Origin of the sequence: Clostridium sp. DFI.1.208, from assembly GCF_024463855.1 — a bacterium.
In the GTDB taxonomy this organism is placed as follows: domain Bacteria; phylum Bacillota_I; class Bacilli_A; order Erysipelotrichales; family Erysipelotrichaceae; genus Clostridium_AQ.
Map to the genome: position 1 here is coordinate 1 of NZ_JANGCA010000249.1, position 311 is coordinate 311.

Genomic DNA, 311 nt, shown 5'->3' on the forward strand with positions numbered 1-311 from the left:
ACAGCTTTCTGTCATAAAAAAGATGAAGCTGAAGAAAAACAATATCTATGTAATCCGTGTGAAAAACAAGGTGATGGAAATTCTTCGTGATTTGGAAATTATGACAGAGCGCGGACTTCAAAATCATCCCTCCAGCAAGATGGTACGCAAGGAATGCTGTGCAAGAGCATATCTGGCGGGTGCGTTTCTGGCCGGAGGGTCAGTGAATTCTCCAAGCAAATCCAATTACCATCTGGAAATCAGTACCCAGAATGTGGATTTGGCAAAATTCATATGGAAGCTGATTCCGACGCCGGATCTGTTTGGCAGGA

General features: G+C 43.7%; 1 protein-coding gene. It reads left to right on the top strand.

From position 1 onward, the window contains the following. Window positions 1-311 (top strand): DNA-binding protein WhiA (whiA, locus tag NE665_RS24250; protein WP_256302751.1); only part of this gene is annotated, 311 nt, incomplete at both ends.